Here is a 26,392-nt window from a genome sequence, read left to right on the forward strand (position 1 = left end):
TCTTAGTGTTAGTTGAAAGATGAATGGGAAACTTCATGGAATAGTATAGTTTGGTAGCGGTTACCGAATGGAGAATGGTTTTCTATACTTGCTCGATAGATTGAAATAAAGGTAGTGACAACAGATGAGAGTAGTTTCAGGAAAATGTAAAGGGCATCCACTTAAAGCGGTGCCAGGTAATACAACACGTCCAACGACAGATAAAGTAAAAGAATCAATTTTTAATATGATAGGCCCTTATTTTGATGGCGGTATCGCTCTTGATTTATTTGGTGGTAGTGGTGGTCTTGGAATCGAGGCTATAAGTAGAGGGATTGATAAAGCAATTTTTGTTGATCGAGATAATAAAGCAATAAAGGTGATCCATCAAAATTTAGAAAGTTGTCGAATACAGGAACAAGCTGAAGTATATCGAAATGATGCAGAACGTGCGGTAAAGGCTCTTATAAAACGTGAAATATCATTCGATCTTATATTGATTGATCCTCCATATAAAGATCAAAAAATTGTATCTTTAATTAGTGTGATGGATCAACATGGATTGCTACATAAAGATGGATTAATTATGTCAGAGCATGGTAATGATGTGGTTTTACCTGATTCTATAGGGAGCCTTGTAAAAGTAAGAGCTGAAAATTATGGGATTACAGCAATATCGATTTATAAGTATGAAGGTGAGGGGACGGAATGACTAGTATAGCTATTTCTTCGGGAAGTTTTGATCCAATTACCCTTGGGCATCTGGATATTATTAAAAGGGGAGCAAAAGTATTTGATGAGGTATACGTAGTAGTTTTAAACAACTCGTCAAAAAAACCGTTCTTTTCAGTTGAAGAGCGCTTAGATTTAATTCGAGAAGCAACAAAGGATATCCCGAATGTAAAAGTAGATTCACATAGTGGACTACTAGTTGAGTATGCGAAAATGCGTAATGCAAACGCGATTTTACGTGGGTTACGAGCGGTTTCTGATTTTGAATATGAGATGCAAATTACTTCTATGAATCGAAAATTAGATGAGAGCATTGAAACCTTTTTTATTATGACAAACAACCAATATTCATTTTTAAGCTCGAGCATTGTGAAAGAAGTTGCGAGATATGGAGGAAGCGTAGTAGATCTTGTACCTCCTGTTGTAGAACGTGCTTTAAAAGAAAAGTTTCAAACCCCGTTAAAGTGAACGGGGTTTTTCTTTGTTGCTACGAAAAAATAATAAGATAACATATACATATAAACAAAATAAAGTAAATATCGGTCCAAAGTGTACAAAAGATGTCCAAATCTCATGCAGTGTAGAAGAAGAATTCGATAAAAATACGGGGATATCTTTTTGCATAGGTGAAAAAGAGCTTACTTTTTCATAAAATGGTTTCCAAAATATAAAAGTAAAGATAGGTGCAAGAATACTTTGGATAATTCGTGCGAAAAAATAGGGCTTAAATCGGATGTCAGTTTCAGCTAATATGCTAGCAACTTGTGCCTGAATAGAAAGGCCGCTAAATGCTAAAATAAAGCTTGTTACCATAGCTTGCTGCAGGAGGGGTGTTTCATTTATTTGACTAATCATTTGGCTTCCGAGTGTCATTTCAAAAATGCCTGATAATATCGGAATACTAAATTCGGTAGTTAATTGGAAGAATGATAAAATATGTTGCATAATAAAAGAAAGGGCTGCTGTAATATGAAATACAGTAATCATTTTATTTAAAACAGAGAATAAAATAATAAATCCACCAATCATAAGTAACGTTTGAATAGAAGAAACGATAGCGTCCCCAAGTAATTTTCCTATTGGTCTTTTTTCTTGCATGCGTGTCTCGTGTAGGATTGAAAAAGGGTTTTGAAAAGGACGTTTTTTAGTAGTATGTTTATCATTCATGGAAATGTTGTTATTGCCGTAAAAACGCATCAGTAACCCGACGGCAAAGTTACTTAAATAATGTGCAGCAGCTAATACGATTCCTAATTTCGGATTATTGAAAAAACCGATAGAAACAGCTCCGAAAATAAAAAGTGGATTAGATGAGTTTGTAAAAGATACGAGGCGCTCTGCTTCGATTTGTGTTAGCTGATTACTTTTACGCAGTCTAGCGCTTAATTTGGCGCCAGCAGGGAATCCTGAAGCCATTCCCATTGCCCAAACAAATCCGCCTATCCCTGGGACGCGAAAAAGTGGTCGCATGAGTGGTTCTAATATAACGCCTATAAATTTTACAACACCAATACTAATTAGAAGTTCCGCAATGATGAAAAACGGTAAAAGTGAAGGGAATACAACTTCCCACCATATATTTAACCCTCGAATGGAAGCTTGCAAAGCAGCTTGGGGGTGGAGTACAAGAGAAAAGGTTAAAAACAATGTTGATATGGTAAGGAAAGCCGTTTTCCATTTTTCATACATGTAAGTAAATCCCCCTTTGTCCCAAAAACGTTCATTTCAGTATACGTGGATACGTGGTGAATTTAGACCATAAGTATGAAAAAGGAATGAAAAAAATTAAAGGGTGAGAAAAATGAAAGAACCGAAAATTGGTTTAGCTCTTGGATCTGGGGGCGCAAAAGGGTTTGCTCATATTGGTGTTATAAAAGTTTTAAGGGAAAATGGTATACCGATTCATATGATTGCAGGAAGTAGTATGGGGGCGTTAGTAGGTACATTTTATGCAGCTAGCTCTAACGTTGAAAGACTGTATAAACTGGCAAATGTATTTAAGAGGAAATATTATTTAGATTTTACGGTTCCGAAAATGGGATTTATTGCTGGAAAACGTGTCAAAGATATGATTAAAATGTTTACATATAATAAAAATTTAGAAGAGTTAGATATCCCGACGGCTGTTGTGGCTACTGACATCTTGAAGGGGGAAAAAGTAGTTTTTACAAGTGGTCCTGTTGCAGAGGCGGTAAGAGCTAGCATATCTGTACCTGGAGTGTTTGTACCAGAGAAAATAGATGGAAGATTATTGGTGGATGGCGGAGTGATTGATCGTATTCCAGTATCGGTTGTGAAAGAGTTAGGTGCTGATATTGTCATTGCTGTTGATGTATCCCCAATTAAAGTAAATGGAGAGGTTACGTCTATTTATGATGTAATTATGCAGAGTATTGAAATTATGCAACATGAGCTTGTGATGAATAGACAAATTGCATCGGATTTAATGATGCGACCAGCTGTAGAACAATTTAGTTCACGTGCTTTTACAAACATTGAAGACATTATTCGAGTTGGTGAGATAGAAGCGGAAAAACATGTTGCAAATATTTATTTATTAATTGAGCAGTGGAAGGAGAAATATAATGTTTAAGCGTTTTCGGTTTATATATGCAATTTTAATAGGGGTTATATTGGCGATGTTACTTGTTTACGTACGTTTACCGTATTATGTAACAAAACCAGGAATGGCTGCCAAATTAGAGCCTTACGTTCAAGTTGAGGGGGGGACAAAAGAATCTGGTGATTTTATGCTTGTTACGGTTTCAATGGGGCCGGCAAACGTGGTGAATTTAATAGCAGCGCAGTTTAATAAGTATACACATATTTCGAAAGCGGAAGAAATATTGCAAAGAGGTGAGAGTGATGAAGAATATCAATTTCGCCAAAATTATGCAATGAAAGATTCGCAAAATGCAGCAATCTATAATGCTTATAAACGTGCAAATCGTACTGTTTCTTTTGAAAATAAAGGAGTATTGGTTGCCGGTGTAGCGAAAGGGATGCCGTCAGAAGGAAAGCTTAAACTTGGGGATGTTATCATAGGTGTAGACGGAAAATCATTCGAAAAAACGGAGCAATTTATTGAATATATGACAGGGAAAAAAGAAGGAGATACAGTAAATATTGAGTACAAGAGGAATGGAAAACAGTTAAAAGAAAATTTAAATGTAAAGACCATTCCGAATGGAAATGGGCGTGTAGGTATAGGTGTTTCTATCGTTACGGAAAGAGACTTAGTGGTAGATCCGAAAGTGAAAATTGATTCTCATGAAATAGGCGGACCATCGGCAGGCCTAATGTTTACACTAGAAATATATAATCAACTTGTGGAAGAGGATTTAACAAAAGGGCATGAAATAGCTGGAACAGGTACGATTAATGAAAAGGGAGAAATTGGCCCGATTGGTGGTATTCAGCAAAAAGTGGTCGCTGCAAGTGATGCTGGTGCCGAAGTGTTCTTTGCACCAAATGAAAAAGGTGCGGAGAAATCGAATTATAAAGATGCGCTTGAGGCTGCGAAAGATATTAAAACAAAAATGAAAGTTGTGCCAGTTGATACACTGGAAGATGCATTAATGTATTTGGAGAAAATGGGCGAGAAAAAATAAACCTCTCTGAAAAAGAGAGGTTTTTTATAGGAATTTTGCAGTTGTTTCATCATAACGAATTGGATGATGTGTTGCATCTTGTTTTAGTAGTTGTGTTCGTAATGGTTCTTGCATGATGGAGAAATATACAGAATTGGCTTTTCGCTCTATATGTAAAGTAGGATGGTCAAATGTTTTTGTATGGGTAAGGATGGGAAGCTCTATTTTTTTCTTGTTTTTTGAAAGGTAAGTTTGTCCTTTTTGTGACATGCCTAGTAGACGAATATACGGTGCATGCTGCTCTATATTTGCGCTATGTATTTCTTCTTTTGTTGTATTTGTTAAAATATGTGTACAAGCTCTTTGTAATCTAGTCCACGTATAACGCTTCGTTTTTAATGCTTCCATGAATGAATGGAAGGAGAAACTGGTTTGGATTTTTGATAAAATACGATGCTCTAAACCTTCTTCTATTTCATATATATGTCGTAAGTTCTCTGGAGACATCGTCATGAGTTTGTATTTGAAAAATGAAAAGTATTGTTCCCAATTATGCAATATCCCGTAGTTTTGCTTGTAACATGCTAAAAGAGAAGCAGTCGCTTCTGGGATAAAAGGCTCAATTGCTGCAAAGGAACTATTTTCGCTAAAAAGTTGTTTGCGAATACTTGTTGCGCTTGCAATATGTTGGTCGTTAAATGTTTCATCATGATAATGAGATGCGAATCTTTTTATCGTTTGTGCTTGTATAGAACTATTTTGTGAGAGGATTGCTTTCATGTATTGGAAACCTAAAATATTATTTGGTTGTGACATGTCTATGTTTTTTTCAGAAGGTAAAATGTGTAGGAAAGCTTCAGATGTAGCTTTTGCGTAACTATTACCTGCGTTCATAAATTGCTTTACAAGACGATTAAAAGTCTCTTCTTCATTTTTTTGCACAGAGATGGTGTTATAAAAATTTTCGATTTGTCCATCTTCACTACCGAAACAAATTTCAGAAACGTGTAAGGCGTTTAAAATAGAAATAGCGCCATTTGCAAAGGTTTCAGCCTTTTGTGTTGAAAAGGCATATGGAAGCTCTACAACGAGGTCTACACCGCATGATAAGGCCATTTTGGTGCGATACCATTTGGATATGAGTGCCGGCTCACCACGCTGTAAAAAAGGGCCACTCATAACAGCGATTGTAATATCAGAGTGTGTTAACTTTTTTGTTTGTTGCACATGATAATCATGACCGTTATGAAAAGGGTTATATTCAACAACAATACCACTGGCTTTTATGGTAATCTCTCCTTTCGATGTAGCATCTTTTTGAAAAACGTGATACTCTATATAATATTTACTATGATGACTTCATTATAGTGTAAAGAAAAAACATTGACAAATATAAAATGGCTAGCTATAATTTTGTTTGTTGCCTTGAGGTGATATGATATGAAATGGTCCATCCATCAATTGAATAAATTGAGAAATAAAGGATTGACATTGGATGAGATGGTAGATGTAAGTGAGCTAAAAGAGGTCGAGAAAGATATTCGTGAAATTAATCCTGTTCATGTAACAGGAAGAGTTGATTTTGGCTCCGGTAAGTTTACGTTCCATCTACATATAACTGGAAGCATGGTTTTACCATGTTCTCGCTCTTTAGTAGATGTGACATTACCATTTGACATTAAAACAACTGAGGTGTTCCAAACTTCACAAGAAGAATTTGAAACTGAAGCTGAAATTCATTGTTTAGAAGGAGAAGTACTTGACTTACTGCCCGTAATCAAGGAAAATATACTTTTGGAGATTCCAATGCAAATTTTCAGTGATGATGTTTCTGGTGGAGCACCGATGCAAGGTCAAGACTGGCAAGTGATTTCGGAAGAAAACAAAGAAAAGACTGTTGATCCAAGATTAGCAGGACTTGCAAAGTTTTTTGACAAATAATCGGAAGACTGGTTCAGGCCTTCATATGAAAATAACTATTTCTTTTAAGGAGGTGGGAAGAATGGCTGTACCTTTTAGAAGAACTTCTAAAACAGTAAAAAGAAAGCGTCGTACGCATTTCAAATTATCAGTACCTGGTATGGTAGAGTGCCCAAGCTGTGGTGAAGCGAAATTAGCTCACCGTGTATGTAAAGCATGCGGTACTTACAAAGGTAAAGAAGTAATCAGCAAGTAATTGCGGGAAAATAAACGTAGAAGATATCTTCTGCGTTTATTTTTTTTTGTCTTATTCTTTATTTGTTGTATTCTATCTTTTCTAGTAACTGCATATGCTTAATAAAAAATGCATAGGGAGGACTAGAGAGATGGCGACAACAAGACAAGATGCTTGGACTGATGATGAAGATTTGCTTCTGGCAGAAGTAGTACTCCGGCATATTCGAGAAGGTGGAACGCAATTATCTGCCTTTAAAGAAGTGGGAAGACATTTATCTCGTACACCAGCAGCATGTGGCTTTAGATGGAATTCTTACGTTAGAAAGCAATACAAAGAACGTATTGAAGAAGCGAAGCAACTACGTAAAGTAGAAAATTATGAAGTGAAAGAGACAAAGGTATTAGAGCCTACGTCAATTACATTGAATGATGTTATTGATTTCTTACAAAATTATAAAGATGAAAATTCTTTAATGGTGTTGCAACAGCAAATTGAATCGTTACAAACAGAGAGAGAGAGTCTTTTGGAGCGGTTATCAGTATATGAGGAAGAATATAGAACATTGCTTGATTATATCGATCAAAAAAGAAGTGTAATGGTAGCAGAAAGAAATAGCGCTCGTTCGAATGGGAAATTGGAGAAGTTAAAGAAATAAAAAAACAGCTGCTATGTAGCTGTTTTTTTTATTTCTTATGCAGACTCTTCGTTTGTAACCGTATTCAAATTTGTTTCTGGGTTCCAAACATAAAAATCACCATCAGGTACTGATACAGGATGGAAATTTAATTTATCCCAAAAACCAGCTGAATGGATACGTGCGATCGTTTTAATTGGGAACTGCAGCCCCTTCGCATAATTTACAAGCATTTCTCCGAATCCTTGTTTTTGGAATGTTGGTAACACTTCAAGTTTATAGAGTTCTAGGTAAGTACCTGTAATTTCGAATGGTTCTCCGCCGTTCCTTTTCATGTATAGACTCATACGTGCAATTAGTGATCCGCCATAATAAATACCGTAAAATGGAGATTCACTATCGTTTTCAATAATGTTTGCTTGTAATTCTTCTAACATGGATAGTTCTTGAGCTCCGCAACCTTTAAATTTTTTAAATTCGTCTAATGTTTTATAATTGATGAGCAAGCGCTCAACTTTTGGGAATCCCATAACATCACATCCTTTTCTTGTCTCGTTGAATGCAGAAAAGTAAAAATATTTATAATAATATTATAACTCATTTTTTTATATTTATGAAGAAGATAGTATATTTCTTTTATTATTTTTTTGAGGATTTGCTAAACTAAGAGTAGAAGCACATTGATAGGTAGTATATACATATTGAAAGAAGGGGCTGCATTTGGTAATGAAATTGTCGACTGTGTTAATGTAATTGAGGAAGATAAAGTGAAACTTTAATCGGTGGGATTGGTTCACCTTTAATTAATTATTATTCCGCACCAATCTGGCGTTTGCGGGATAAAAAGGGGAGGGAAAAGGGACTTATGTTTCTTGTTCATATGAGTTCCTTGTGTGAAAATGAAAATCGGAGTTGTGGGACCAGGAGCAATCGGTCTATTGTATGCATTTTATTTACAAAAAAGTAAGCAAGATGTTACGTTGTTTACAAGGACAGCTAAACAGGCTGAGGAATTGAATGTAACGGGTGTAACTTGTATGAGGGAGGGAAAACGTGAAACGGTATTCCCGTCTGTTTTGCCAATAGAAAATATGCGAGACCAGAAGCTAGACTATATATTTATTGCTGTTAAGCAATATCATATAACTGACATACTACCTTTTGTGCGAGGGGAATCCTCATTAATCTTTTTGCAAAACGGAATGTCGCACCTTCATGCTATGCAGAAAATAGGGAATGAAAATATTGCAGTGGGGATTGTAGAGCATGGTGCAAAAAAAGAAGAAAGACATACCGTCTATCATACGGGGATAGGTGTGACGAAGTTTGGAATCGTGCACGGCCGGTCTATACATTTTGAAAAAATATTTAATTGCTTTCCTTTTCCTCATTTTCCGATTCAAATAGAAGATGATTGGAAGGATGTCATGCACAAAAAATTAGTAGTTAATGTATGTATCAATCCATTGACAGCATTATTACAAGTCCAGAACGGAGAGTTGATTACGAACCCGTTTTTTTATCGATTGATGGAGCAAGTATTTCAGGAAGTCGCTTTTCTTGTTAAAGAAGAAAAAGAAATGGTATGGAAAATGGTACGCCACGTATGTGAAAGAACGTCGCATAATACATCATCTATGCTGGCAGATGTAAGAGCGAATAGACAAACGGAAATTGGTGCGATTGTTGGATATGTATTAGAAGAAGCTAAGAAACAGCAACGATCCGTTCCGACACTTCAATTTTTGTTCGATGCAATAAAAGGATTAGAAGTAAAAGTATAAGTGTAATTCTTTGCTTTTACGTGAAACATTGACTACAATGTGGATTGGTGAGAGAACAGGATACGAAAGGAAGAATTATATGGAGATAAAAGAAATCTCTGTTCCGCAACAAGGTGTTGTAGCGGACTATATGAACGGTAAAAAAGAGATACAGTCGTGTTTTGACTATATGTTAACAGAAGATGCTTTTAAACAGCGTGTACATGATTTGCGTGAGAGGGAGTTTTTCCGCCAAGATTTAGTAGCGCATTTATTAGAATATAATACAAAATTACAAGCGGGAGAAGCTACGATTCAAAATGTAAAAGCGCTTGGAGATGAAAATACATATGTTGTTATAGCTGGACAACAAGCTGGGTTATTAACTGGACCACTTTATACAATTCATAAAATCATTTCAGTTTTACAGCTTGCGAGGGAAAAGGAAGAAAGTTTAGGTGTTAAAGTTGTTCCTGTTTTCTGGATTGCTGGTGAAGACCATGATATGGATGAAATTAATCATACTTTTGTAACGAAGAATAAAAAAATAAAAAAGACTATTTTTCATGATCGTAATCCGAAAAAGGCGAGTGCTTCAGAGTCCGAGCTTTCTTTGGAAGACTGTAGAAAGTGGATTGAAGAAATTTTTAAAACATACCCTGAAACGAATTTTACAAAGGATGTACTGCAATTTATTGATGATTCTTTGGGGAAATCGAATACGTATGTAGATTTCTTTGGCCATCTTATTATGAAAATGTTCGTTAATTCTGGTTTAATTCTTGTCGATTCGCATCACCCTGAATTAAGAAGATTAGAAGTGCCGTTTTTCAAGCAACTTATAGGTAAATATAAAGAAGTGCAAGAGGGGCTTCATAATCAACAGGAAGTAATTAAAGAATTAGGATATAAACCGATTATTGAAACAAAGTCTAATGCAGTACATATATTCATGGAAATTGATAATGAGCGAATATTACTTGAAGACGATCAAGGGAAGTTTGTTGGAAAGGATGGGGCGTACTCCTTTTCATATGAGGAATTGATGGAAGAGATGGAAAGAAGTCCGGAACGCTTTAGTAATAATGTTGTAACGCGCCCTCTTATGCAAGAGTATGTATTTCCTACGCTCGCGTTTATTGGAGGACCAGGGGAATTAGCTTACTGGAGTGAATTGCAACAAGTTTTCCATACGATCGGTTTCCAAATGCCGCCTGTCGTTCCGCGTATTACGATCACTTATATAGAGAGGGATGTAGCGACAGATTTATACGATTTACAATTGCAAGTTAGTGATCCGTTTTTTAATAACGTAGATAATTTGCGTGAAAACTGGTTATCTAATCAAATAGAGGAACCGATAGATGATCGATTTGTAGAGGCGAAAAAAGAAATAATTGATATTCATACGTCATTACAACAGTTTGTAAAGAAAATAGATCCTGGATTAAGTGCGTTTGCAGGGAAAAATGAATTCAAAATTAATGAACAAATTGAACTGTTGGAAAGAATGTTGAAAAAAAATGTTGAGAAAAAATATGAAGTGCAGCTAAATAAGTTCCGTCGCATACAATTTGCGCTTCGTCCATTAGGAGCGCCGCAAGAGCGTGTGTGGAATATATGTTACTATTTAAATCAGTTCGGTTTGGATTTCGTTGATCGTGTAATGGAAAACCCGTTTTCTTGGGACGGAAAACATCATGTTATAAAACTATAGAATCTTGCTCTTAGGAGCAGGATTTTATTTTTATTCTGTTGAATTTACTGTGAAGTGAAATTTTTCTGAATTATCAATCTGAAAAAACGCTGAATGTCGTAATTATGCAGGATACTTAAATATATGACAAAATAGCACAAAATGTAAACGTATTATTATCTTTTTCGACAGTTTTTTATTTAAATTCCCGCAAAAGATGATAAAATTTAGTATATAATAAAAGAAAATAGCGATTTGTATAGTATGCTGCCTTTGTAGGCAAGTTAAATGAGTCGTTCTTTCATAGTATTTCGTTCTCTAATCGTGAAATATGCGTTTAGGGGAGGAGATGCATTCAACATAATTAATTGGAAAAAGAGTAGGTGCAACAATGTTTAAACACGTAACAGTGCTTTTGAAGGAAACAGTAGACGGCTTAGATATAAAGCCAGGTGGTACATATGTAGATTGTACACTGGGGGGAGGAGGACATAGTTCTTATTTATTATCCCAACTAACTGACGGCGGAAAATTAATCGCATTTGATCAAGATGAGATAGCAATTCAAAATGCGAAAGAAAAATTCTCTTCATACGGTGAGCAGTTCATAACAGTAAAGAGTAATTTCCGTTATTTATCTGAAAAATTACAGGAATTAGGTATAACAGAAGTAGATGGTATTTTATTTGATTTAGGTGTCTCATCCCCACAATTAGATACACCAGAGCGTGGCTTTAGTTATCATCATGATGCACCGTTAGATATGCGGATGGATCAAGATGCCCCATTAACAGCATATGATGTTGTAAATAGCTGGTCATATGAACAGCTTGTAAGAATTTTCTTCCAGTATGGTGAAGAGAAATTTTCAAAACAAATAGCAAGAAAAATTGAAGCGTATCGTGAGAATAAAGCTATTGAAACGACAGGAGAATTAGTAGAACTAATTAAAGAGGGTATTCCAGCTCCTGCTCGTAGAACAGGGGGGCATCCTGCGAAGCGAGTGTTCCAAGCAATCCGTATTGCTGTAAATGATGAGTTGAAAGTATTTGAAGAAGCGTTGGAATCTGCAATTGAGATGGTCAAGCCAGGTGGAAGGGTTAGTGTTATAACATTCCATTCTTTAGAAGACCGTATTTGTAAAACGACGTTTAAGCGAAATAGTACAACGCCACAATTACCACCAGGATTACCAATTATTCCTGATGAATTTAAGCCGAAATTAAAGCTTATTACAAGAAAACCGATTTTACCTTCTGATATAGAGTTAGAAGAAAATAATCGAGCGCGTTCTGCGAAATTGAGAATCGCTGAAAAACGATAAAAAGGGGAGAGAGGTATGAGTAACTTAGCTGTAAAGTACAAACAACAAGCGCAAGAGGAGATACAGATTCAAACACCCCCACAGCAGATGGTTCAGCCAAAAGCTAAAGCGAAGATTACAAGAATCGAAAAACTGTTGTATGTAGCATTTATTGGCTTTTTATTGTATGCCTGTGTAGCGTTTATTGGAAATAAAGCAGGCCTTTACCAAGTTAATGTAGAAGCTGCGACGATAGAACAAAATATTGTACAGCAGCAAAAAGAAAATCAAGAGTTACAGGCTGAAGTAGAGAAGTTAAGTCGCTATGAACGAATCGCTGAAGTTGCAAAAAAACATGGCCTAGAAATTAATGCGAATAATGTGAAGGGCCTCAAATAAGGCAATAGGTGTGAAGGGAAAATGAAGAGAAATATGACTAAATTTCATACCAATAAGGGAGCAGGGTATTTTATGATTTTATTCCTCCTGCTCTTTTTGCTGTTATTAGCCCGATTTTTTTACATACAAGCGACAGGAACAGTGCATAATCAGGATTTGGATAAACTTGCGCAGCAGAAACATAGTAAAACAGGAGTTCTGGAAGCAAATCGCGGGACGATTTATGATCAAAATGGTCATGTATTAGCGCAAGATGCAAACTCTTATAAACTTGTAGCGGAATTAAAAGGTGCGAATCATGTTGAAAATAAAGAGGATACTGCAAAGAAAATTGCGGGAGTACTCGGAAAAGACGAAGAGAAGATTTTAGCCACGTTAAATAAAAAAGATAAAAATCAAGTCGAATTTGGAACACTAGGTAAAGATTTGACGAAAGAACAGAAAGAACAAATAGAAGCATTGAAATTACCGGGAATATCTTTTATTACTGAAAATGCAAGAGTGTATCCAAACGGTGATTTTGCATCTTACGTTATAGGTCATGCGAAGCCGAATGAAAAGGGAACCTCGGTAGGTCAATTTGGCTTAGAACAAAGTTTGGATAAATATTTAAGTGCTTCTAACGGGAAAGTAGCTTATACAGGGGATCGTAAGGGTGTATCTCTAGATGGTGGAAAAGTGAACGTAAAGGCACCTAAAAATGGAGATAACGCTTATTTAACGATAGATCAACGTATTCAAAGTTATTTAGAAGATGCAATGAAAGAAGCGAGTAAACATTATGAACCAGAAAGTTTAATAGGGATTGTTGCGGATCCGAAAACAGGGAAAATATTAGCGATGTCTAGTAAACCTAGTTATGATCCAAATGATCGTCAAATTAAATATTTTTTCAATGATGCTATTTCAAATGCATTTGAACCTGGATCAACAATGAAAATTTTCACACTAGCAGCAGCCATTAATGAAGGTGTGTACAAGGGACAAGATTATTATCAGTCTGGTACATATCAAGTCGGAAACCGGAAAATAAAAGACCATAACGGTGGTGCTGGATGGGGATCTATCACGTTTGATGAAGGGGTAGAGCGTTCTTCCAACGTAGCGTTTGCAATTTTAGGGGATCAAAAACTTGGTCCAGAACGTTTCCGAAAATATATTCATAGCTTTGGATTAGATGAAAAAACGAATATTGATTTACCTGGTGAAGGTTCAAATACCATTGTATTCGATCAGCAAATACAGCAAGTAACAACAGCTTTTGGACAAGGTTCTACTGTAACACCAATTCAGCTTGTGCAAGCTGCAACTGCTATTGCAAATGATGGGAAAATGATGAAGCCATATACAATTGATAAAATTGTAGATCCAATAACAGGGGAAGTAAAATTAGAACATAAGCCAGAGGAAGTGGGAAAACCTGTTACAAAAGAAACAGCAGCGCAAGTAAGACAGTTATTAGAACGCGTTGTTACATCTCCGAAAGGAACAGGAACTGCTTATAAAGTCGATGGATATTCAGTTGGTGGTAAAACAGGAACAGCGCAAATTCCGGATGGAAAAGGTGGATATATGACGGGAAGAGAGAATTATATATTCTCATTCTTAGGGATGGCACCTATGGACGATCCGCAACTTGTTGTGTATGTAGCTGTTAAACAGCCGAAATTGAAAGATGATGAGAATGGTGCACAGCCTTTAGCTGATATTTTTAAATATGTAACCAAAAATAGTTTAGAGTATTTAAAGATTAAGCCGAATGAAGTGAAAGATCCGAAGAAATATGTGAAAGAGCAGCAAACTGCTGTTCCAGAAGTAACCGGAAAAACGATGGAAGAAGCGAAAAAAGCAATTGATAAAGCAAAACTTCGTCCAATTGTATTAGGTGAAGGGAAAGTACAGCAACAAGTGCCGAAAGCGACTGAGCAAACATTGAAGGGTGACCGAGTCTTCTTAGTAGGAGATAAACCTACAATGCCAAATATACAAGGTTGGGCACTGCGTGATGTTATGAATTTAGCGAAAACATTAAAGCTTAACCTAAAACCTACTGGTACCGGATACGTAACTGAACAAAGTGTGGCAGAAGGAACATTGTTGCAACCTGGCACAGAGTTAGGTGTAACACTTGTACCGCCACTTGAACCACAACAAGAAGCAGAAAAACAGTAATGGTAAAAGAGAAGAAGTTCTAATTAAATAAGTACAAGCATATATTGGAACAAGCTAGGCGTAAGGGAGGCTTGTTCCAATATGCGTGTATCAAATGTAACAGTTAGAAAACGACTTATTTTTATACTCATATCAGGTATACTTATTTTCACTATCATCGATATTCGTCTTGGATATGTACAATTTTTTCTTGGGAATATGTTAACGGATCGTGCGAAGGATTCGTGGAGTCGTAATATTACTTTTGAACCTGAACGTGGGAAGATTTTAGACCGAAATGGTGTGGAACTTGCTACGAATAAAAGTGCCCCAACTGTCTTTGTTGTACCGAGGCAAATTGAAAAACCAGCAGAGACTGCAGAGAAGTTAGCTGCAGTATTAGGTGTGGAAAAAGATGAGATTTATAAGAGAATTACAAAAAAAGAATCGATTGTAAGGTTAGATAAAGGCGGAAGAAAAATATCACATGATAAAGCGAAAGAGGTACGAGGATTAAGTTTGAAAGGTGTTTATATCGCAGAGGACTCTATCCGGTACTATCCATTTGGTAACTTTTTATCACACGTATTAGGGTTTGCAGGTAGTGATAACCAAGGTCTTATGGGGCTTGAAAAATATTATGATAAAGAGCTAAATGGTGATGAAGGTCATGTGCGTTTTTTTGCAGATGCAAAAGGACAAAGGATGCCTAATGTTGGCGATGATTTCAAAAAACCAGAAGCTGGTTTGAATTTAGGCTTAACAATTGATGCGCGTATTAATAGAATTATGGAAAGAGAAATGAATATTGCAGAGTCGACATATAATCCAGATGGTATGATTGCGATTGCAATGAATCCGAAAAATGGTGAAATTTTAGGTATGTCGAGTCGGCCGAGTTTTGATCCAGCAGATTTTCAAAGTGTATCTCCAGAAGTGTATAATAGAAATTTACCAGTATGGAGTACGTATGAGCCTGGTTCAACATTTAAGATCATTACGTTAGCGGCAGCTTTAAATGAAAATTTAGTAGACTTAGAGAAAGATACGTTTTATGATGATGGAGCAGCTGAAGTGGGTGGAGCGAGATTGAAATGCTGGAAAGCAGGAGGCCATGGTAGCCAAACGTTTTTAGAAGTAGTTCAAAACTCATGTAACCCAGGATTTATTGAACTTGGTGATCGTCTTGGTAAAGACCGATTGTTTAAATACATTCGTAATTTCGGCTTTGGACAGAAAACCGGAATTGATTTGCAAGGTGAAGGTAGTGGGATTTTATTTAATTTAGATAAAGTTGGTCCAGTCGAGCAAGCAACTACTTCATTTGGTCAAGGAGTTTCTGTAACACCAATTCAACAAGTAGCAGCAGTAGCAGCGGCTGTAAATGGTGGGACATTGTATCAACCGTATATAGCTAAGGAATTTATTGATCCGAAAAATAATCAAGTTGTAAGTAAAAAGACACCTGTGAAAAAAAGAAAAGTTATTTCCAAGGAAACTTCAGAAAAAGTTCGGTATGCATTAGAGAATGTTGTAGCAAAGGGATCTGGTAAAGGTGCTTTCATTGATGGGTATCGTGTAGGTGGAAAAACAGGTACGGCTCAAAAGGTGAAAGATGGTAAATATTTAGAGAATAATTATATAGTATCTTTTATCGGTTTTGCTCCAGCGGATGATCCGGAGATTGTTGTCTATGTTGCTGTTGATAATCCGAAAGGTGTAACGCAATTTGGTGGAGTAGTAGCAGCTCCAATTGTTGGGAATATTCTTCGGGATGCACTTCCTGTTATGGGAGTGAAACCGAGAAAAGAACAAGTTGAGAGAGAATATAAATGGGGCGATACACCAACTGTGGAAGTTCCGAATTTAATTGGTATGAAAAAGAAAGACTTACAGACACAACTCGTCGATTTGAAGCTTGATATAAGTGGAGACGGGGAGAAAGTAATTAAACAATCCCCAGAAGCTGGAGCTAAAGTGAAAGAAGGCTCAAAAATTAGAATTTACTTCGGGAATTAAAGGTAACCTAGTACGTTTTATGGTACAATTGGTGGAAGTGAGTTCTTTATAGAAGAGTTACTTAATTTGAGGCTGTAAGAGCCCTAATTATAAATAAGTCTATTTATTAGACACCGTAGCACTTACCTCCTATTTTACATATTTAGGAGGTAACGTGTTGCTTATTAAAAAAGAGATAAATACACAATGTAGAGAGGGTTTAGTGAAATGAAGTTGCATACACTTTTATCATGTTTGCATGATTTTCCAGTTGTTCCAAAAGAAAATCCAGAAATCACATCTATAGAAGCTGATTCACGTAAAGTGAAAGAGGGAAGCTTATTTGTATGTATGAAAGGATATACGGTTGATAGCCATGATTTTGCTAAGCAAGCAGCGGCACAAGGAGCGGCTGCTATTGTTGCGGAAAGACCAATTGATGTTGACGTTCCAGTTGTACTTGTGAAAAATACTTTTCGTTCGTTAGCGGTTTTAGCTGATTATTTTTATGGTCAACCAACACACAAGTTACATTTAATCGGAATTACAGGTACAAATGGAAAGACAACAACATCGCATATTATGGATGAGATTATGCGCGCACATGGTCATAAAACGGGGCTAATTGGAACGATTAATATGAAAATCGGTGATGAAACATTTGAGGTGAAAAATACAACACCAGATGCACTAACACTTCAACAGACATTTTCAAAAATGGTTGAGCACGGTGTAGATAGTACAGTAATGGAAGTTTCGTCACATGCTTTAGATCTTGGTCGTGTACACGGATGTGATTACGATGTAGCAGTGTTTACAAATTTAACACAAGACCATTTAGACTATCATAAAACGATGGAAGAATATAAACATGCAAAAGGGTTGCTATTTGCACAACTTGGCAATAGTTATAATCATAATCGTGAAAAATACGCGGTACTGAATAACGATGATGCTGTAACAGCGGAATATATGAGAAGTACTGCAGCAACTGTTGTAACGTATGGAATTGATACAGAAAGTGATATTATGGCTAAAGATATCGTTATGACGAGTGGTGGAACTACATTTACGCTTGTAACACCGTATGAAAGTGTAAATGTTACGATGAAATTGATAGGTAAATTTAATGTATATAACGTACTAGCGGCAACAGCGGCAGGACTTGTTTCTGGTGTAAGTTTAGAAACGGTTATTGATGTAATAAAGCAACTAGCTGGAGTTCCAGGACGCTTTGAAGTGGTTGATGGTGGACAAAATTATACAGTTATTGTTGATTATGCACATACACCAGATAGCTTAGAGAATGTATTAAAAACAGCAAAACAGTTTGCAAAAGGCGATGTATATTGTATCGTCGGTTGTGGCGGAGATAGAGATCGAACAAAGAGACCAATCATGGCAAGTGTTGCAACTAAATATGCAACTCATGCAATTTACACTTCGGATAATCCAAGAAGTGAAGAGCCAGGGGCTATTTTAGATGATATGGTACAGGGTGCAAATGGGAATAATTATGAAGTAATTATTGATAGAAAAGAAGCGATAAACCATGCAATTGCTAACGCGAAAGCTGAAGATATAATCATTATTGCTGGTAAGGGTCATGAAACGTATCAAATTATTGGTAAAGACGTTCATCATTTTGACGATCGTGAAGTCGCTAAAGAGGCAATTACAGAGCGTTTAAACAACGAAGAGTAACAACATGAGAGGAGGACTACATGTGCTTGAGCAAGGTTTATTAGTAACGGCTGGGGTAGCATTCTTAATTTCTGTTGCCCTTTCGCCGTTGTTTATTCCATTTTTAAGGAAATTAAAGTTCGGACAGAGTATTCGTGATGAGGGACCAAAGTCACATCAAAAAAAATCAGGGACACCGACAATGGGTGGTATTGTCATATATGTATCTATGATGGTAACTTCACTTATTATGGCGATTAAGTTTAATCATTTAGGTGCAGAGGTTTCATTATTATTATTAGTGACGTTTGGTTACGGATTGATTGGATTTTTAGATGACTACATAAAGGTAGTTAAGAAGAGAAATCTTGGTTTAACATCAAAACAAAAATTAGTAGGTCAGCTTGTTATTGCTATTGCGTTCTTTTTAATTGGAAAAGGGCAAGCGTTCCACACATACATCATGATTCCGGGAACAGATGTTAAGTTTGAATTAGGTTGGGCTTATTTTGTACTTGTACTATTTATGCTTATTGGTGGATCAAATGCAGTTAACTTAACTGACGGTTTAGATGGTTTATTATCAGGAACAGCTGCTATTGCATTTGGAGCGTTTAGTATTATTGCAGTAGCACAAGAGCAATTTGGAGTAGCGATATTCTGTATGGCAGTTGTAGGAGCAGTACTTGGATTTTTAGTATTCAATGCGAATCCAGCGAAAGTGTTTATGGGAGATACAGGTTCTTTAGCTTTAGGTGGAGCCATTGCAGCTGTAGCGATTTTATTAAAACAAGAATTGCTACTTGTAATCATTGGTGGCGTATTCGTAATGGAAACTTTATCTGTTATTATTCAGGTCATTTCGTTTAAAACAACAGGAAAACGTGTCTTCAAAATGAGTCCATTACACCATCATTACGAATTATGTGGTTGGTCAGAGTGGCGTGTTGTTGTGACGTTTTGGTCTGTAGGATTTTTATTAGCTGTGTTAGGAATTTATATCGGGGTGTGGATGTAATTGAAAACTGTAACTGAATTTCAAAATAAAAATATTCTTGTATTAGGCATTGCAAAAAGTGGTTATGCAGCAGCTACGCTGTTACAAAAATTAGGGGCAAATGTTATTGTAAATGACGGAAAGCCTTTAGCGGATAATGTACTTGCTGCAGAATTACAAGCAAAAGGAATGGACGTTGTATGCGGTGGTCATCCTTTAGAATTGTTAGAGAGAAATATTTCTCTTGTTGTAAAGAATCCAGGAATCCCGTATTCTAATCCAATATTAATTGCTGCGAAAGAAAAGCAAATTCCAATTGTTACGGAAGTTGAATTAGCATATCGTATTTCAGAAGCGCCATTTGTTGGGATTACGGGGTCTAACGGGAAAACGACGACGACAATGCTTGCATTTGAAATGCTAAAAGAAGGACAAAAGCATCCTGTAATTGCAGGAAACATAGGAACTGTAGCGTGTGAAGTAGCACAGGATGCAAAAGAAAATGAAGTTGTAGTTACAGAACTTTCATCGTTCCAACTGATGGGAGTAGAATTGTTCCAACCTAAAATTGCTGCGTTTTTAAATTTATTTGAGGCACACTTAGATTATCACGGGACGAAGAAAGAATATGGTTTAGCAAAAGCAAATATTTTTAAAAACCAAACAGAAAATGATTATAGTGTAATAAATGCAGATGATGCAGATGTGATGGCTCTATCTGCTTATAGTAAAGGTCAAAAGGTACTATTCTCGACAACGAAAGAAATTGAAGATGGTGCGTGTATAAAAGAGAATGCTCTTTATTTTAAAGGTGAAAAAGTTGTTGAAGTAGACGATATCGTTTTACCTGGTCAGCATAATTTAGAAAATATTTTAGCAGCGATGAGTATCGCAAAATTATTGGGTGTTTCTAATGAAGCGATTACGGCGGTGTTAAAACGTTTTACAGGTGTAAAACATCGGTTAGAATATGTAACAACTATTAACAATCGTAAGGTTTATAATGACTCAAAAGCAACGAATATGTTAGCGACTGAGAAAGCTTTATCTGCGTTTACACAACCGATTGTGTTATTAGCAGGTGGGCTTGATCGTGGAAATGAATTCGATGATTTAATTCCGTATTTCAAAAATGTAAAAGCAATTGTGACATTTGGACAAACAGCTCCAAAATTAGTAAGAGCTGCAGAAAAAGCGGGATTAGATACAATTGAAAGTGTCGATACTTTAGATGAAGCGGTAGTGAAAGCTTATGCTCATTCTACAGATGGCGATGTAATTCTTCTTTCTCCAGCATGTGCAAGCTGGGATCAATTTAAAACATTTGAAGAAAGAGGAGACATTTTTATACAAGCTGTGCATAAACTTATATAAAGTAAATCAAAACATCAGTAGGCTAACACCTACTGATGTTTTGTTACATAGGGCAAAAGTTTCTGCCTAAAGAGGTGGTGTTTATGGGTAATGAAGAAAACGCCTGATTTTATTCTCATCATCGTTACACTTGCGTTGTTAACAATCGGAATGGTTATGGTGTATAGTGCGAGTGCGGTTTGGGCCTCTTATAAAATGGGGGACTCATTCTTTTTTGCAAAAAGGCAATTGCTATTTGCAAGTATTGGTGTAGTGGCTATGTTTTTAATTATGAAAATTGATTATTGGGTGTGGCGTACGTATTCAAAAGTAATTTTGCTAGTTTGTTTCATTCTTCTTATTCTTGTTCTTATTCCTGGGGTAGGGCTTGTTCGAGGAGGAGCGCGAAGTTGGATTGGAATCGGGGCATTTTCCATTCAACCGTCAGAATTTATGAAGTTTGCGATGATTATTTTCTTAGCAAAATTTTTAGCGGAACGACAAAAATTAATTACCTCTTTTAAACGTGGTTTACTACCAGCTCTTAGTTTTGTATTCCTTGCTTTTGGGATGATTATGTTACAGCCAGATCTTGGCACAGGAACGGTAATGGTTGGGACATGTATTATTATGATATTTATCTCGGGAGCAAGGGTCTTTCACTTTGCAATGTTTGGTTTGCTTGGTGTAGCAGGATTTGTAGGGCTGATTGCATCAGCACCGTATCGAATGAAACGTATTACATCATATTTAGATCCGTGGTCAGATCCGCTTGGAAGTGGATTTCAAATTATTCAATCGTTACTCGCAATTGGACCAGGTGGATTATTCGGGCTCGGACTTGGACAAAGTAGACAAAAGTTTCTTTATTTACCTGAACCACAAACAGACTTTATATTTGCAATCTTATCTGAGGAATTAGGTTTTATTGGTGGTTCATTTGTGTTATTATTATTTAGTCTATTATTATGGCGTGGGATTCGTATAGCTTTAGGAGCGCCTGATTTATATGGTACGTTTTTAGCAGTAGGTATTGTGGCGATGATTGCGATTCAAGTAATGATTAATGTTGGTGTTGTAACAGGATTGATGCCTGTTACGGGTATTACTTTGCCGTTTTTAAGTTATGGTGGATCAAGTTTGACATTAATGTTAATGGCAGTAGGTGTATTATTAAATATAAGTCGCCATTCTCGCTACTAAACCCTGTTTTATAAGACAGGGTTTTTCGTATGTGTGCGAAGAAACATTATGTATATAGAAATAAATACGACTGAAATAAGAACAGAGAAGCGGAGGAGTTAGTAGTGCGAGTATTAGTAAGTGGTGGGGGCACTGGAGGTCATATTTATCCGGCTCTTGCTTTAATAAGAGAAATAAAAAAGTTAAATCCGGAAGCAAGGTTTTTATATATTGGTACGGAGAATGGATTAGAGAGCACAATCGTTCCAAAAGCAGGTATACCGTTTCAATCTATTGTTATAAGTGGATTTAAGCGTAAAATATCGTTAGATAACGTGAAAACGGTGATGCGTTTCCTAAAAGGTGTACAAGATAGTAAACGATATATCCGTCGTTTTAATCCAGATATTGTAATTGGAACGGGTGGATATGTATGCGGACCAGTTGTATATGCTGCGGCGAAATTAGGTATTCCAACTATTGTACATGAACAAAATAGTGTACCTGGTGTAACGAATAAATTTTTAAGCCGCTATGTTGATAAAGTTGCGGTTTGTTTTGAAGCGGCTGCAGAACATTTTCCGCAGTCAAAAGTTGTCATGACAGGAAATCCACGAGCATCAGAAGTAATGGATCAGAATGGAATGAAAGGGAAACGTTCAGTAGGTTTATCTCTTCCTAAAAAATCCGTACTTATTTTTGGTGGAAGCCGTGGGGCTAGACCGATTAACGATGCTTTCGTAGAAGCAATTGAACAGTTTGGAAATAAAAGTTACGAAATATTGTATGTAACAGGTGAAGTTCATTATGACAAAGTAATGGAAGCAGTGAAGCAAAAAGGGAATCCGAATAATGTTATTATTAAACCTTTCATTCATAATATGCCAGAGGTACTTACAGGGGTAGATCTTGTTGTTTCAAGAGCGGGGGCAACAACACTTGCAGAATTAACGGCATTAGGAAAGCCAAGTGTGTTAATTCCGAGTCCGTATGTAACAAATAACCATCAGGAAAAAAATGCACGTTCTGTTGTCGATAAAGGAGCAGCAAAAATGTTGCTTGAAAAAGATTTAACAGCTGAAACGCTTATTCGTGATATTGATGAGATTTTATTAGATGCACAAACATTACAAAATATGAAGCTAGCTGCTACACAATTAGGTATTCCAGATGCAGCAAATAAGCTGTATGAAGTAATGAATAAGCTTGTAAAAAAATAACGTTAGGTGAACGCCCTGCATACTACTGTAATAAGGATACTTAGTATGGGGGAGATTGTTTATGGAGCAATTAGTAAATGAGCTTATAGAAGCAAATGTTGGTCGCGTGTTAGTGAATGAACCGTTAGCGCGTTATACCACTATGAAAATAGGTGGACCAGCTGATATTTTAATTGTGCCAAAGCATGTTGCCGGGATTGAAAAAACGTTGCAGTTAGTAAAAAAATATAAAACAAAGTGGACTGTAATTGGTCGTGGTTCGAACCTTCTTGTATCTGATCTAGGTATAGAAGGTGTCGTTATTCGTTTAGGAGAAGGATTAGACCATTTAGAAGTCGAAAAACATAGAGTAAGAGTTGGTGGTGGGTATCCCCTTATTAAATTGTCAACTTTACTTAGTCGTCAAGGGTTAGCTGGTCTGGAATTTGCAAGTGGTATTCCAGGAAGTGTTGGTGGTGCAGTGTATATGAATGCAGGAGCACATAAATCGGATATATCAAACATATTATCAAGAGCTCTGATTTTGTTTGAAAACGGAACAATTGACTGGTTAACGCATGGAGAAATGGAGTTTTCCTATCGTACATCTGTATTACAAACGAAACGTCCTGGTATTGTTTTGGAAGCTGAGTTTCAATTACAGATAGGAGAGCGTGAGGGAATCGTAAGTGTCATGCAAAAGAATAAAGATTACCGCCGTGAAACACAGCCATGGAATCATCCTTGTGCAGGAAGTGTATTTCGGAATCCAACTCCATACTTTGCAGGAGATTTAATAGAAAAGGCGGGGCTTCGTGGTTATCAAATAGGTGGAGCTCAAATTTCTGAAATGCATGGGAATTTTATTATTAATACTGGGGGAGCCAGCGCGCAAGATGTCTTATCTTTAATTGCAGTAATAAAACAAACAATCAAGGATAAATTTAGCGTAGAAATGCATACAGAAGTAGAAATCATTGGAAGATAACGGTTATTCGTTCCGCTCATTATCATTTATGTTATAATAAGAAGATAAGAACGGCATGAGGAACATGCCGTTCTTTATGTTACGTAGGGGGATCGTACATGAAAAATAGTAAAGTGATTAAACTACAGGATCGTGTACCAAAGTTAAAAAATCAGCAGAAAAAAAACAAAAAAAATGTTAATCATCGGTTGATTTTATACATATCAATTTTATTTTTATTAGTGCTCTTTTTAATTTATTTTCGGTCTCCGCTTAGCAATATTAAAAAGATAAGTGTGTTTGGAAATCATTATATGACAGATGAGCAAGTGATGAAGGAATCAGGTGTGACGTATGATACAAGTTATTTCCGAGTGACAGCACATAAAGCAGAAGAAAACCTAACGAAACGAAAAGAAATTAAAGCAGTAAATGTAAAAAAACGTTTTCCAAATAAAATTGATGTTCATATTGAAGAATATGTAACGATTGGTTATATAAACAAAGATGGGAAATTACAACCGCTATTAGAGAACGGGAAAACACTTGATGTACTCCCGAACGGAAAACTTCCTGTTGCAGCGCCAATTTTTGAACCTTTTAAAGAGGAGAAGATGAAGGAGTTAATTGCTGAGCTTGAAAAATTAACACCAACAATTTTAAGATCTATTTCTGAAATTCGTTATTCACCGACGAATGCGAATGAAGACCATCTTACTTTATATATGAATGAAGGGTATGAAGTGAGCACTACGATTCAAAATTTCGCAAAGCGTATGGAAGCTTATCCACTTATCCTAAAAACAATTGAGCCGGGTAAAAAGGTATTAATTGACTTAGAAGTAGGGGCATATACGAAAGAATTAGGAGCGGAAGAAAAAAAAGAATAGAGTGATAGTTTTCACTACGTTACTGTAGAAAAAACGAAACGAACGTTCTGCTTAATGCATCTGAATTTACAAGAATGGTTCATTTGATGAAAAAGATGTAAAAATTCTTAGATTCATACTAGGATTGGTACAAGTTTCACTTTTCTATGAGTACATCTTAGTGTAGACTTATACTTGGCGGTAATCTTTACACTTGAAATGGAATTATTTCAAGATAAGCAGTTATTCACAGTTTACTGCGATATTCTTAAATGAATGTTAAATAAAAATAAGAAAAATATAGGGTTAAAAAAGGGAAACGTATAAAGACGTTGAATATTTTTCTTATAAATAGTAAAGTTGCGATTGTTGTTCCATATATTGAGTTGTATGGTATAAATAAAGAAGGAGGTGCCAAAGAATGAACAGCAATGAAATATATGTTAGTCTTGACATCGGTACATCCAATGTTAAAGTCATCATTGGCGAAATGGTTAATGACAGCTTAAACATTATTGGTGTTGGAAATGTAAAATCAAATGGTTTAAAGAAGGGATCGATAGTTGATATAGACGAGACTGTTCGATCAATTAAAAAAGCAATTGAACAAGCTGAGCGCATGGTGGGAATCCACATTGAGCAAGTTGTAGTAGGTGTCAATGCAAACCAGGTACAACTACTTCCTTGTCACGGAGTAGTCGCTGTTTCAAATGAAGATCGTGAAATCGGGAATGAAGATGTCTTACGCGTTCTAGATGCAGCACAAGTTGTGTCAATTGCTCCAGAACGTGAGTTTATTGATGTGGTACCTCGACAGTTCATTGTAGACGGTCTTGACGAGATTAACGATCCACGCGGGATGATCGGTGTAAGGTTAGAAATGGAAGGTACACTTATTACAGGCTCGAGAACTTTACTACATAACCTACTTCGTTGTGTAGAAAAAGCAGGTCTTGAAATTGTTGATATTTGTCTTCAACCTTTAGCGGCTGCAACAGTTGCTATATCTTCAGATGAAAAAAATAGAGGAGTAGCCCTTGTTGATATGGGGGGAGGATCTACAACTTTATCTATTTTTAAAGATGGAGAGTTACAAGCGACGAGCGTATTACCATTAGGTGGAGACCATATAACGAAGGATATTGCGATTGGGTTGAAAACTTCAACAGAAAATGCAGATCAAATTAAGTTGAAATATGGACATGCTTTTTATGATACAGCATCTGAAGAAGAGATGTTTACGGTTCCTATTATGGGAAGCGATCAAACAGAACAATATTCTCAGTTGGAATTATCGGATATAATAGAGGCTCGTGTAGAGGAAATTTTAATGTTTGTTCAAGATGAAGTGCGTAAGTTAGGAGTAAAGCAAGTAGCTTCTGGTTATGTGCTAACTGGTGGAATTGCTTCTATGCCAGGTGTTCTTGATCTTGCATATGATATTTTACATGAAAATGTTCGTATAGCAACTCCTGATTATATTGGTGTGCGTGAGCCCCAATATACAAGTGGAGTGGGATTAATTAAACATTCTTATCAAAAAGCTAAATTACGTGGGAAAAATGTGCAGGAAAAGCAAGAGCATTTTGAACCAGTACCAGCACCAGCAACAACGCCGGTACAACAGCAACCTGCGAAACAAAAAACTCGTAATCAAAACAATAATAATCAAAATGATGACCGTATGATGTCAAAAGTAAAACGTGTATTCCGTTATTTATGGGATTAAAATTGGACAC

24 protein-coding genes are annotated in these 26,392 nt (G+C 36.3%); 21 read left to right on the forward strand and 3 right to left on the reverse strand.

The window, feature by feature from the left end; all coding sequences use genetic code 11:
• Nucleotides 1-124 precede the first annotated feature (124 nt).
• Nucleotides 125-691 carry a 16S rRNA (guanine(966)-N(2))-methyltransferase RsmD gene (gene rsmD, locus QCI44_RS07980; RefSeq protein WP_016086538.1) on the forward strand — a complete coding sequence of 189 codons (567 nt, stop codon included), beginning with the start codon at nucleotides 125-127 and terminating at the stop codon, nucleotides 689-691.
• Nucleotides 688-1,179, forward strand: coding sequence for a pantetheine-phosphate adenylyltransferase (gene coaD, locus QCI44_RS07985; RefSeq protein WP_016086539.1), 492 nt, complete (start codon nucleotides 688-690; stop codon nucleotides 1,177-1,179). Before rsmD ends, coaD begins: the two co-directional genes overlap by 4 nt.
• On the opposite strand, the gene ylbJ is transcribed toward coaD, so the two are convergent.
• Nucleotides 1,171-2,400 carry a sporulation integral membrane protein YlbJ gene (gene ylbJ, locus QCI44_RS07990; protein WP_353811068.1) on the reverse strand — a complete coding sequence of 410 codons (1,230 nt, stop codon included), beginning with the start codon at nucleotides 2,398-2,400 and terminating at the stop codon, nucleotides 1,171-1,173. The two genes, coaD and ylbJ, sit on opposite strands and share 9 nt — an antisense overlap.
• 112 nt (nucleotides 2,401-2,512) lie before the next feature.
• Between ylbJ and QCI44_RS07995 the strand changes: the two genes are divergently transcribed.
• Both QCI44_RS07995 and QCI44_RS08000 read left to right on the forward strand, forming a co-directional pair.
• Nucleotides 2,513-3,304, forward strand: coding sequence for a patatin-like phospholipase family protein (locus tag QCI44_RS07995; RefSeq protein WP_016086541.1), 792 nt, complete (start codon nucleotides 2,513-2,515; stop codon nucleotides 3,302-3,304).
• Nucleotides 3,297-4,322, forward strand: coding sequence for a SepM family pheromone-processing serine protease (locus QCI44_RS08000; protein ID WP_016086542.1), 1,026 nt, complete (start codon nucleotides 3,297-3,299; stop codon nucleotides 4,320-4,322). The genes QCI44_RS07995 and QCI44_RS08000 overlap by 8 nt, the downstream gene beginning before the upstream one ends.
• A 24-nt stretch (nucleotides 4,323-4,346) precedes the next feature.
• On the opposite strand, the gene QCI44_RS08005 is transcribed toward QCI44_RS08000, so the two are convergent.
• Nucleotides 4,347-5,588 carry a nucleotidyltransferase gene (locus QCI44_RS08005; protein WP_353811522.1) on the reverse strand — a complete coding sequence of 414 codons (1,242 nt, stop codon included), beginning with the start codon at nucleotides 5,586-5,588 and terminating at the stop codon, nucleotides 4,347-4,349.
• A 153-nt stretch (nucleotides 5,589-5,741) separates the two neighbouring features.
• On the opposite strand from QCI44_RS08005, the gene QCI44_RS08010 reads away from it, so the two are divergent.
• The 3 genes from QCI44_RS08010 (at nucleotide 5,742) to QCI44_RS08020 (ending at nucleotide 7,114) form a co-directional block, all read left to right on the forward strand.
• On the forward strand, nucleotides 5,742-6,242 hold the full coding sequence (locus QCI44_RS08010; protein WP_000872144.1) for a YceD family protein: 501 nt from the start codon (nucleotides 5,742-5,744) through the stop codon (nucleotides 6,240-6,242).
• 61 nt (nucleotides 6,243-6,303) lie between these two features.
• Nucleotides 6,304-6,477: a 50S ribosomal protein L32 gene (rpmF, locus tag QCI44_RS08015; RefSeq protein WP_001984764.1), complete on the forward strand. Its 174-nt coding sequence runs from the start codon at nucleotides 6,304-6,306 to the stop codon at nucleotides 6,475-6,477.
• 130 nt (nucleotides 6,478-6,607) lie between these two features.
• Nucleotides 6,608-7,114 carry an RsfA family transcriptional regulator gene (locus QCI44_RS08020; RefSeq protein WP_016086544.1) on the forward strand — a complete coding sequence of 169 codons (507 nt, stop codon included), beginning with the start codon at nucleotides 6,608-6,610 and terminating at the stop codon, nucleotides 7,112-7,114.
• 35 nt (nucleotides 7,115-7,149) lie between these two features.
• On the opposite strand, the gene QCI44_RS08025 is transcribed toward QCI44_RS08020, so the two are convergent.
• A complete protein-coding gene (locus QCI44_RS08025) occupies nucleotides 7,150-7,623 on the reverse strand; it encodes an N-acetyltransferase (protein WP_016086545.1) in 474 nt (157 codons plus the stop codon).
• A 363-nt stretch (nucleotides 7,624-7,986) separates the two neighbouring features.
• On the opposite strand from QCI44_RS08025, the gene panE reads away from it, so the two are divergent.
• The 14 genes from panE (at nucleotide 7,987) to ftsA (ending at nucleotide 26,382) form a co-directional block, all read left to right on the forward strand.
• Entirely contained in the window at nucleotides 7,987-8,877 is an 891-nt protein-coding gene (gene panE / locus QCI44_RS08030) for a 2-dehydropantoate 2-reductase (protein ID WP_016086546.1), read from the forward strand.
• 79 nt (nucleotides 8,878-8,956) lie between these two features.
• Nucleotides 8,957-10,573: a bacillithiol biosynthesis cysteine-adding enzyme BshC gene (gene bshC, locus QCI44_RS08035; RefSeq protein WP_016135263.1), complete on the forward strand. Its 1,617-nt coding sequence runs from the start codon at nucleotides 8,957-8,959 to the stop codon at nucleotides 10,571-10,573.
• 370 nt (nucleotides 10,574-10,943) lie between these two features.
• Entirely contained in the window at nucleotides 10,944-11,876 is a 933-nt protein-coding gene (gene rsmH / locus QCI44_RS08040) for a 16S rRNA (cytosine(1402)-N(4))-methyltransferase RsmH (RefSeq protein ID WP_016086548.1), read from the forward strand.
• 15 nt (nucleotides 11,877-11,891) lie between these two features.
• Nucleotides 11,892-12,254 (forward strand): cell division protein FtsL, encoded by a 363-nt coding sequence (ftsL, locus tag QCI44_RS08045; RefSeq protein WP_016086549.1) that lies wholly within the window; start codon nucleotides 11,892-11,894, stop codon nucleotides 12,252-12,254.
• Nucleotides 12,255-12,275: 21 nt separating this feature from the next.
• Nucleotides 12,276-14,426, forward strand: coding sequence for a penicillin-binding protein (locus QCI44_RS08050; RefSeq protein ID WP_080117880.1), 2,151 nt, complete (start codon nucleotides 12,276-12,278; stop codon nucleotides 14,424-14,426).
• Nucleotides 14,427-14,507: 81 nt separating this feature from the next.
• Nucleotides 14,508-16,424 carry a stage V sporulation protein D gene (locus QCI44_RS08055; protein ID WP_016086551.1) on the forward strand — a complete coding sequence of 639 codons (1,917 nt, stop codon included), beginning with the start codon at nucleotides 14,508-14,510 and terminating at the stop codon, nucleotides 16,422-16,424.
• A gap of 207 nt (nucleotides 16,425-16,631) precedes the next feature.
• Nucleotides 16,632-18,107 (forward strand): UDP-N-acetylmuramoyl-L-alanyl-D-glutamate--2,6-diaminopimelate ligase, encoded by a 1,476-nt coding sequence (murE, locus tag QCI44_RS08060; protein WP_016086552.1) that lies wholly within the window; start codon nucleotides 16,632-16,634, stop codon nucleotides 18,105-18,107.
• Between the two features lie 22 nt (nucleotides 18,108-18,129).
• Nucleotides 18,130-19,104: a phospho-N-acetylmuramoyl-pentapeptide-transferase gene (gene mraY / locus QCI44_RS08065; RefSeq protein WP_000893058.1), complete on the forward strand. Its 975-nt coding sequence runs from the start codon at nucleotides 18,130-18,132 to the stop codon at nucleotides 19,102-19,104.
• Entirely contained in the window at nucleotides 19,105-20,457 is a 1,353-nt protein-coding gene (gene murD, locus QCI44_RS08070) for a UDP-N-acetylmuramoyl-L-alanine--D-glutamate ligase (RefSeq protein WP_016086553.1), read from the forward strand. It abuts the gene before it with no gap.
• A 90-nt stretch (nucleotides 20,458-20,547) separates the two neighbouring features.
• Nucleotides 20,548-21,639, forward strand: a complete 1,092-nt coding sequence (gene spoVE / locus QCI44_RS08075) for a stage V sporulation protein E (RefSeq protein ID WP_000753516.1) — start codon at nucleotides 20,548-20,550, stop codon at nucleotides 21,637-21,639.
• A 104-nt stretch (nucleotides 21,640-21,743) separates the two neighbouring features.
• Nucleotides 21,744-22,838, forward strand: a complete 1,095-nt coding sequence (murG, locus tag QCI44_RS08080) for an undecaprenyldiphospho-muramoylpentapeptide beta-N-acetylglucosaminyltransferase (protein WP_016086554.1) — start codon at nucleotides 21,744-21,746, stop codon at nucleotides 22,836-22,838.
• A gap of 61 nt (nucleotides 22,839-22,899) precedes the next feature.
• Nucleotides 22,900-23,805: a UDP-N-acetylmuramate dehydrogenase gene (gene murB, locus QCI44_RS08085; RefSeq protein WP_016086555.1), complete on the forward strand. Its 906-nt coding sequence runs from the start codon at nucleotides 22,900-22,902 to the stop codon at nucleotides 23,803-23,805.
• Nucleotides 23,806-23,903: 98 nt separating this feature from the next.
• On the forward strand, nucleotides 23,904-24,674 hold the full coding sequence (gene divIB / locus QCI44_RS08090) for a cell division protein DivIB (RefSeq protein WP_016086556.1): 771 nt from the start codon (nucleotides 23,904-23,906) through the stop codon (nucleotides 24,672-24,674).
• A gap of 400 nt (nucleotides 24,675-25,074) precedes the next feature.
• A complete protein-coding gene (ftsA, locus tag QCI44_RS08095; protein WP_016086557.1) occupies nucleotides 25,075-26,382 on the forward strand; it encodes a cell division protein FtsA in 1,308 nt (435 codons plus the stop codon).
• Nucleotides 26,383-26,392: the final 10 nt, after the last annotated feature.

The sequence above is a fragment of the Bacillus cereus group sp. RP37 genome, assembly GCF_040459695.1.
In the GTDB taxonomy this organism is placed as follows: Bacteria; Bacillota; Bacilli; order Bacillales; family Bacillaceae_G; genus Bacillus_A.